10 protein-coding genes are annotated in these 8,183 nt (G+C 58.4%); 6 read left to right on the top strand and 4 right to left on the bottom strand.

Annotated features, from left to right (window positions below):
• Both rpmF and IH944_10320 read right to left on the bottom strand, forming a co-directional pair.
• A partial coding sequence (rpmF, locus tag IH944_10325; protein MCH7904948.1) for a 50S ribosomal protein L32 occupies nucleotides 1–162 on the bottom strand: 162 nt, incomplete at its 3' end.
• A 36-nt stretch (nucleotides 163–198) separates the two neighbouring features.
• A complete protein-coding gene (locus IH944_10320; protein MCH7904947.1) occupies nucleotides 199–729 on the bottom strand; it encodes a DUF177 domain-containing protein in 531 nt (176 codons plus the stop codon).
• A 111-nt stretch (nucleotides 730–840) separates the two neighbouring features.
• Here IH944_10320 and IH944_10315 point away from each other — a divergent pair, with 111 nt between their 5' ends.
• On the top strand, nucleotides 841–2,442 hold the full coding sequence (locus IH944_10315) for an SEC-C domain-containing protein (protein MCH7904946.1): 1,602 nt from the start codon (nucleotides 841–843) through the stop codon (nucleotides 2,440–2,442).
• Between the two features lie 3 nt (nucleotides 2,443–2,445).
• On the opposite strand, the gene IH944_10310 is transcribed toward IH944_10315, so the two are convergent.
• Entirely contained in the window at nucleotides 2,446–3,135 is a 690-nt protein-coding gene (locus IH944_10310; protein ID MCH7904945.1) for a hypothetical protein, read from the bottom strand.
• Between the two features lie 100 nt (nucleotides 3,136–3,235).
• Nucleotides 3,236–3,667, bottom strand: a complete 432-nt coding sequence (locus tag IH944_10305; protein ID MCH7904944.1) for an acyl-CoA thioesterase — start codon at nucleotides 3,665–3,667, stop codon at nucleotides 3,236–3,238.
• A gap of 71 nt (nucleotides 3,668–3,738) precedes the next feature.
• Between IH944_10305 and IH944_10300 the strand changes: the two genes are divergently transcribed.
• The 5 genes from IH944_10300 to IH944_10280 all read left to right on the top strand — a co-directional run bounded on the left by IH944_10300 (nucleotide 3,739) and on the right by IH944_10280 (nucleotide 8,177).
• Nucleotides 3,739–4,428, top strand: coding sequence for an ATP-binding cassette domain-containing protein (locus tag IH944_10300; protein ID MCH7904943.1), 690 nt, complete (start codon nucleotides 3,739–3,741; stop codon nucleotides 4,426–4,428).
• The gene (locus tag IH944_10295) at nucleotides 4,421–5,293 is read left to right on the top strand and encodes an FtsX-like permease family protein (protein MCH7904942.1); all 873 of its coding nucleotides are present in this window, start codon (nucleotides 4,421–4,423) and stop codon (nucleotides 5,291–5,293) included. Before IH944_10300 ends, IH944_10295 begins: the two co-directional genes overlap by 8 nt.
• The gene (locus IH944_10290; protein MCH7904941.1) at nucleotides 5,290–6,420 is read left to right on the top strand and encodes a peptidoglycan DD-metalloendopeptidase family protein; all 1,131 of its coding nucleotides are present in this window, start codon (nucleotides 5,290–5,292) and stop codon (nucleotides 6,418–6,420) included. The genes IH944_10295 and IH944_10290 overlap by 4 nt, the downstream gene beginning before the upstream one ends.
• An 80-nt stretch (nucleotides 6,421–6,500) precedes the next feature.
• Nucleotides 6,501–7,067, top strand: coding sequence for an elongation factor P (gene efp, locus IH944_10285; protein ID MCH7904940.1), 567 nt, complete (start codon nucleotides 6,501–6,503; stop codon nucleotides 7,065–7,067).
• Nucleotides 7,068–7,079: 12 nt separating this feature from the next.
• Entirely contained in the window at nucleotides 7,080–8,177 is a 1,098-nt protein-coding gene (locus IH944_10280) for a hypothetical protein (GenBank protein MCH7904939.1), read from the top strand.
• The last annotated feature ends 6 nt before the right edge of the window (nucleotides 8,178–8,183 follow it).

Genomic DNA, 8,183 nt, shown 5'->3' with positions numbered 1-8,183 from the left:
GACTTGGGCACCTTTGTAGTGCCCGCAGCTAGGACATACCCGGTGTGGATGTTTGGGCTGGTGACAGTTCGGACACTCCGAGAGCGGTTTCTGGACGAGGGCATCGTGGGCACGACGCTTGCCTCTGCGGCTCTTCGAATGACGCCTCTTGGGATTAGCCATGTTCCAATAATCTCCTTGTACTCGCGGGACTTGCAGTCAGCGCTCGAGGACGCTTTTCAGCGGTTGCCACCTCGGGTCGACCGTGTCGCGGACACAAGAACAGCTCTCGATGTTGCGGTTCACACCGCAGACCGGACAGAGTCCCTGGCAGTCGAGTTTGCAAACGGGCTTCATCGGCAACGCGAGCACAATCTGTTCCCAAATCATATGAGCGAGATCGATTTCATCGTCGCGGTAGAAGCTGACAGCAAGATCGTCGTCGCCCAAACCATGTGCGTCTTCCCCTTCCGCGGCGACGTTATCGGATTGGGGCAGATACAAGAGGTCCAGCTCTTCCCGAAGTCGTGCTGTAAACGACTCTAGACAGCGGACACACGAAAACTCGACTTCGGAGACGAGCCGACCGCTGAGGCGATAGGCGTCGCGATCGGCTCTGACGAGCCGCCCGGTGACGTTCACCGCCTTCGTGATCCGAAACTCGCGGGACTCAATGGGGAGAGCCGAAGGGTCCACCGCACGATCGATGTCCTGCCCCTCTGGGGGCACCCTCTCCAAATCGAGTAACACCTTGAGCCCCTTACGTTAAGCCGTGAATTATAGCACGCGAGCTTGCCGGGTCAATAGAGGTGAACAAAAAGGAAACAAAAACTGCAAATTAAGGGGTAAGGGCTACTCGTTTTGCTCGCCGACGCGATCGAGAACAAGAAGTCGGTCAAAGCGCAGGTCGGCAAGGACGCGGACGTCATTTGGAACACCGATCTCGAGAGCTTGAAGCTGAAGCAGATTCAGAGCGTGCTGTCGACTGCCGAGTTGCGAACTGATCCGCTGCACGACGAAGTTGCGCAATGGTTCCTCGAACTGCACGACATTCCTAAGGAGAACAGATCGCACCTCGACGAAGCGCTTCGACACGGCATACCGCACAACGTCTTGAACGCGAAGTACCACGAGCAGGAAGCTGGCATCATCAGCGAGGCTGGCCGCTTGGGCGGCGTCACGGTCGCCACGAACATGGCCGGTCGCGGCGTCGATATCCTGCTCGGAGGCCGGGTCGTGGATGAGACGGTGGTGCTCGCTCGCGCAAAGGAAGAGGAAGAGGGCGGTGTGTCGCCAGAGTTTGCAGATTCCACGGCGAGCTTCCGCAGGGGCGGCAAGGAGCGCGCGGCACCGCCGCTGCCGCTCGACGAGCAGGAGCGAAGCAAGCTGTCAGATACGGTCGTGAAGCTAGGTGGACTGTACATCCTGGGCACTGAGCGACACGAGAGCCGCCGAATCGACAACCAGTTGCGCGGTCGATCAGGACGACAAGGCGACCCCGGCGAAAGTCGGTTCTTCGTCAGCTTAGAGGATCACCTTTGGACCATTTTCAACGCCAAGATGCTTGACAACCCGATGCTGAAGGCGTGGCCGCCGATGGAGGAGGTGAACGCAAAGTTCATCACCAGAATGATTCTCAAGACGCAGGAGCGGATCGAGAATCACTACTTCGAAGCGAGAAAACACGTTCTGGAATACGACGACGTGCTGAACTCACAGCGCGAGCACATCTACGGGCGCCGCCGAGATGTGCTGCTCGGCGCGGACTGCCGCCCAGAGCTGAAGAAGGGCGTAAAAGAGGTCGTTGCAGACATCGTCAAGGAGGGCTGGGTCTTTAGCGACGACGCCGGGGAGACCGTGTTCGAATACGCGAGCGTCTACGATAGGCTGAACAGGCTGTTCCCGCTCGTCGACTACACGTCGCAAGCCAAAGTTGAAAAGCAGGATCCTGATGAGCTAGCCAAATACCTTGGGGACATCGCTATTGAGGCGTACGACAAGAAGGTTGCCGACATCAGCGAAGAGTTCATGCCGCGCATTGAGCAGCACGTCACGCTGAGATCGGTCAACGACAAGTGGATGGAGCATCTCCAGATGATCGATTACATCCGCGAGGGAATCGGCTTGCGCGGCTACGGGCAGACCGATCCGCTCATCGCGTACAAGCGCGAAACACACGACCTGTTCGAGCACACGCTGAAGGCGATCCGCGACCAGTCGACGAAGATGATCTACGTGGCCGAACTGCGACAGGAGCCGACAAAACCAAGCCGCACGCCGATGATGCGGCGGGTGGACGGCGAATCAGGCGTCGCAACGGACAACGGCCAGGCGACCGGTGACTTCAACGAAGTGACTCAGGACTGGTCGAAGGTGCGGCGCAACGACCGATGCCCGTGCGGAAGCGGCAAGAAGTTCAAGGTGTGCCACTATGCGCAGCTAAGGCACAAAGGCATAATCTAACCGTCAGATCTGCGTGTCCAGCCTAGGGCTGTCGGCCAGTCCGGCCAGCGTTGGCGCTAGATGGTGCGTTCTGACTAGATTAAGAGTTTCACGCGCGGCACGCATGTCTTCTGCCAGGCGCGTGAGCAACGGCTCCGCGCTGATCTGTTGCTGCGATCCTGAGTTGGCGAGCGCTGTCAGCGTCTGCAGCACCCCGTTGGGGCCTGTCAAGTAAAGCGTAGCTTGCCGAATCGCAGCTTCAGCAGCCGGTGTGCCGTCGCCAATGCTGCGCTTGCTGTCTGCCTGAGCCGCATAGGCGTGCAATGCCTTCCGCGTCGCGAGATTCTGCGACTGGTCAACGAATATACTCTTGCCCTCGAAGCTGCTGGACTTGACGAGATCGCTCGCCGTGGCGTCCGCCGAGCGAAGAAGCCGCTGATTTGCGAGCCAGGGGGCTTGGGTTGCGGCGTTTTCACGTAGCCCGTCCAGGGTGCTGTTGAGCAGATCCTCGATTTGGCTGACCGTCTGCGCGGCGGCTTCCAGCCGGTCGCTCAACTTTTTGATCTCCCGCACCGAACGCGCGGCATCCAGCTTGGAAGCCGCCGCCGATCGCGCGACGCCGGGAGGAGACGCTTTGCGCGACGCCCAAAAACGAGCCGGGTCGAGCCGGTATTCGTTGCTCGTGCTTGTGTTCGGGTTGATGCCAAAATCCAAGATGGAACCCCGTGAGGTCGCAGTGACCCATTACTGGAATTCCGGCACCTGTATAGGATATGTTACGGCAGAATTGCTGTACATATCCGATGTCTCGCAGTTATGCCAGCGTGCTGTGCTCCGCAGGGTCGCGCATGAGAAGATCGCGGATGTCGCTCGGTATCGCGACCGCCTTCATGCCGTCCCCGACCAGGACGTGCCAGGAGTACCCTTCGGTACACCTCTTTCCCGTCGATTCATTCACGATTTCGTACTGGAACTTCAGTGAGGAGCGTTTGATCTCGGCGAGGCGAACTTCGATGCGTATCGTATCGTCGTACTTGATTTCTCCGCGATACCGAGCCCAAATCTCCACGACCGGCAGTTTGTAGCCGCACTCCTCCATGCTCTTGTAAGTGAACCCCCGGTCGCGGCACCAAGCGCCCCTGGCCTGCTCGAACCACAAAAGGTAGTTCGCGTAGTACGCGTGCCCCATCTGGTCGGTCTCGCCGTATCGCACGCGGATGCGCTCTTCAGTGACAGCGTCGAACATGGACAAGTCTTACCCTCTGGTCGCCGAGCGCAAGCTCGCCGAGGTACCCTTTAGGGGCTTCTGCCAACACCATGGATGGTCAGGCCGCCTATATTCAGTTCGACCGTGTCGAGGTCAAGTACAGCGACGTCGTATCCGGTCTGCGTGGAGTGTCGCTCAGCATCGCCCGCGGCGAGTTCGTGTTCCTGTGCGGGCAGACCGGGTCTGGCAAGAGCACGCTGCTCAAGTGCCTCACCCAAGAGGTGCGCCCGACGGCCGGCAGGGTATTCCTGGACGGTCGGGACATTACGCGAGTTCCGGATTCCGATATCCCGCTGTTGCGCAGAGAGATGGGCATCGTCCCACAGGACTTTGCCCTGTTGCCGACCAAGAGGGTGTGGGAAAACGTCGCCTACGCGCTGCGGGCGCTGGGAAGGAGCAGAAGCGACGTGCGCCGCGCCGTGCCCGAGATTCTCGAACGCGTGAATATCCTACAGCGTGCAGACGCGTTTCCCAACGAGTTGAGCGGTGGCGAGCAGCAGCGAGTCGCGATTGGCCGGGCTCTGATCAACAGTCCGACGGTGTTGCTAGCCGACGAACCAACCGGCAACCTGGACGCCGAGCACAGCGGCGAGATCATGGACCTGCTCGACGACCTGAACGTCCGAGGCACGACGGTGTTGGTTGCGACTCACGATATGCAGATCGTTGAGCGACAGAAGAAGAGAGTTGTCCAGCTAGAGTTCGGCCGTCTCTCGGAGGGCGGTGCCGAGAGTGCTTGATCGCCTAGAGTTCCTGTTTTCGGAGGCGTTTCTGTCGCTGCGTCGAAATCTGTGGATGACGTTTGCGGCAGTGACGACCTCCGCAATGGCGCTGCTCCTGCTCGGAGGGCTCGGCCTGGTGTACATGCGGATCACTGAGTTCGCTGCCACGTTGCCCGGCAAGCTCGACGTGCGGGTGTACATGGAGTACGAGCTGGACCGAGATCTCGCTCTGGAAATAGGCGATGAGATCGCTGCGTTGCCAGAGGTCGCCAAAGTTGAGTTCGTCCCACGTGAGAAGGGCTGGGAGCAATACCAAGAGCAGTTTCCGAACATAACGCACGACTTGGAAAATCCGTTGCCCGACTCGTATAACGTCCGGCTGCAGGAGGTCGGTGACGCTGACGCTGTGGCCTCAAAAGTGCTCGCGATAGAAGGAGTAGACGAGAATGGCGTGGAGTACCGAAGTGACCTCCACAAATTCCTTGATGAGGCGATTCGCCTCATCAAACTGCTAGGGGTCGGACTTGGTGGAATGATGGGCCTGACAAGTGGAGTACTCATATACAACGCAATACGGATGGCAATTTTGGCCAGGCGAAAAGAGATACGGATTATGCAGTTGGTCGGCGCGTCTCGCGCGACTGTCTGGACGCCGCTGCTCATAGAGGGCGTGATCCAGGGCATCCTGGGCGGAGCGGTCGCTGCATCCGTGCTATGGCTGGCGTACGGATTTACACGCGCGCTGATCGCCAGCGTCAGCACTCTGGGCGACACGAGCCGCTTCCCGACCTTGCTTGCTTTCTCAGTTCTCATCATTACCGGGGCACTTTATGGTTTAATTTGCTCGGCGATAGCCGTTCGTGAACCGAGAAGGATAGTATGAGAGTCAGGACTGTAGTCGCGGCAACAGCCGCATTGGTGATGCTGATCGGGGCACAGGATCAGCAGTCCGCGAAGTCGCTCGCTGACTCGCTCAACCAGGTAGAGGAAAAGAAGGACCAGGTTCAGCGCAAGATCGACAAAGTCAATCGCGACAAGAAAGTCGTCAAGCGCGATATCCGTGCGGTCGACTACCAGCTTACACGCGTTGCGGGCGAATTGGACAAGGCGGCAGACATGCTTGACGAAGCAACATCGCGGCAGGAGGAGTTGGCGAACGAGCTGACTATCGCCGGCGACTTGGTGGCCGAAAGGAAGCAGCTTGTTCAGCAGAGGCTGCGAACGATGTACAGGCAAGTCGATGCGAACGCCCTGATCGTCTTGGTCGGCGCGGAATCAGTGGGGGATTTCGCCGCTCGCAAGTCGCTGCTCGAGAAGATCGCCCGCCGCGACCGAGATTTGTTCGACGATCTTTTGACGCTGAAAAAGGAGATAGCCGGGAAGAAGCGCGAACAGGACGAACTGGTCGATCACGTCAGCGGCCTGCTAGGTATTCAGGAGCAGAAGCAGAACGAGCTAGAGGACGTCCAGCAGGAGAAGCGCGAGGTTCTGTCCGATCTGGAGCGGCGCACAAAAGATCTCGAAAGGCAGTTCAGGGAATGGGAGAACAAGAGCCGAGAGCTGGCGGCACAGATCGCCGCGATCCAACGGTCGAAAGAGGGCACAGACCAGGAGCTAACGTACAGTGGCAAGATGATCATGCCGGCGAGCGGTCGCTTCACGAGCCCGTTCGGAATGCGGAACCACCCGATCCTTCGCAAGCGCAAGATGCACAACGGCGTAGATATCGGCGCAGCAAACCGATCAACGATCAAAGCCGCCGCCGCCGGCAGCGTGATGACGGCTGGCTGGATCAGCGGCTATGGCAACACTGTCACCATCGATCACGGCAGCGGTATTTCAACTCTGTACGCCCACTGTTCGTCGATTTACGTGAAGGCTGGCCAGTACGTTGAGGCCGGTCAGAGGATCGCCGCCGTCGGCGCGACCGGGCTGGCGACAGGCCCGCACCTACACTTCGAGGTTCGAGTCAACGGTAAGCCCGTGAACCCGCGAAACTACCTGCCTTAGGCGAGATTTTGTGCGATGCCGCCCCGACACGGGTTATCCTTACGCCAAGCGTTCTGACGCAGCGGTGAACCCTTTTGGCAATCGACACAAGCGACTTCCGTAACGGCCTTGCCTTCTACCTTTCAGGAGAGGTGCATCAAATCGTAGAGTTTCAGCACGTCAAGCCAGGCAAGGGCGGCGCGTTTGTCAGAACTAAGCTGAAGAGGCTCAATACTGGCGCGACGATCGAAAAGACGTTTCGGGCCGGCGAAAAAGTCGATCTGGCGTTCATCGAAAAGAAGGCGTTCCAGTATCTGTATCGGCAAGGGTCTGATTTCGTGCTGATGGATCTAGAAACGTATGAGCAGATGCCTGTTTCGGCTAAGGATATCGGAGACGGCGCAAAGTACTTGAAGGAGGAGATGGAGGTAATCGCGATCCTGGCGGACGGAGTCTCCTTGGGGTATGAGGTGCCACAGTTCGCCGAACTGGCGGTCGCCGAAACCGATCCCCCGTTCAAGGGCGACACTGTGCGTGGCGGAAGCACAAAACCTGCTAAACTGGAAACTGGTGTACAGATTCAAGTCCCGTTCCATATCGTCGAGGGAGACGTCGTCAAGGTGGATACGAGAAACGGCGAATATCTGGAGCGCGTAAGCAAGAAGTAACAGAGGTAGCAAGTGTCAACAAGACCTTACGGAACCAGTTCGAGAATCTCTGATTCAGTGATCCTCGTCGTCGATACGTTGGCCAGGTGGTGCATGTGGCTGGGAGCCGGCGCACTGCTTGCGGGTATCGGCATGCTCATTTTTACCGGCATCGCAACGCCCAGCGGCGTTCCCGCTGCAGCCGAGCAGGCCAAGGAGAATATTGAGCTGTTCACCAACCTCGCTTTCGTGGGGGCGATCGTGGGCTCTCTCGCCACGGCTTGGATGTTGTGGGGTGAAGAGACGCTCGGTCCGCTGCTTATGATCATTGGGAGTCTCTTGTACTTCTTCCCTTCCTATGCAAGCAACCTGGGTGTCAGTAGGCAGCAGTTCGGGCTGGATGCGATGGCGGCAGTGTCGGTTGTCGGCATACCGGTAGCGGCCATCGGGCTGATGGCGATCATGCTTGATATCGCGCAGAGGATCCGCATCCGCTCCAGCGTCGGGACGAGGGCAGAACACCTCAAGTTCGGTCAAGGCGTCAAGGTTCAGGAAGAGCGCGACATCAGAAACGTGTTCCTCGGCAAGTGCTGGCAACTTCCTTTCTGCAGGAAGTTCATCCGAGAGCGGTGTCCGATCTACCACTCCAAGCGGACCTGCTGGAAGGAGCGCGTCGGCTGCATGTGCGAGGAATCGGTCATACAGAACGCGATGGCTGGGAAGGTCATACCGAAGAACATCGTCGCTGCTGCGAAGATGATTCCGTATAACCGAATACTGACGGCAAATCAGAAGCGCGAGCGGTGCAACGTGTGCGTGATTTACAACGAGCATCTGAAGCACAAGTACAAGCTGGCGCTGCCCGTAACCATCCTGTCCTTGGCCCTAATCTACGTCGCGTTCCGAACATCGCTCATCGCGGGAGTCGAGTCGATGTTGATCGGCGCGGACAAAATATACTCTAACATGACGTTCAGCGGCGGCAACGAAATGTCTGAGGCCGCCAAGGTCACGAGTCTCACCGAGGGGGTGATTCCGTACGGTGAAATCGTCTTGATCGCGGGGCTGCTCATCGTGCTCGCGTACATCGTTCGGTTCCTGGAGTACTTGTTCTTCACTCTCAAGGTATAGCGCCGG

The sequence above is a fragment of the Armatimonadota bacterium genome, from assembly GCA_022563855.1.
Classification (GTDB): domain Bacteria; phylum Armatimonadota; class Fimbriimonadia; order Fimbriimonadales; family Fimbriimonadaceae; genus JADFMN01.
Note: the sequence above shows the minus strand (reverse complement) of the source record. Positions and strands in the feature narration are given on the sequence as shown.

Bases quoted from the DNA above. Each gene is read 5' to 3' on its own strand.
- IH944_10305 (MCH7904944.1), bottom strand. From the start codon at position 3,667: ATGTTCGACGCTGTCACTGAAGAGCGCATCCGCGTGCGATACGGCGAG.
- IH944_10300 (MCH7904943.1), top strand. From the start codon at position 3,739: ATGGATGGTCAGGCCGCCTATATTCAGTTCGACCGTGTCGAGGTCAAG.
- IH944_10290 (MCH7904941.1), top strand. From the start codon at position 5,290: ATGAGAGTCAGGACTGTAGTCGCGGCAACAGCCGCATTGGTGATGCTG.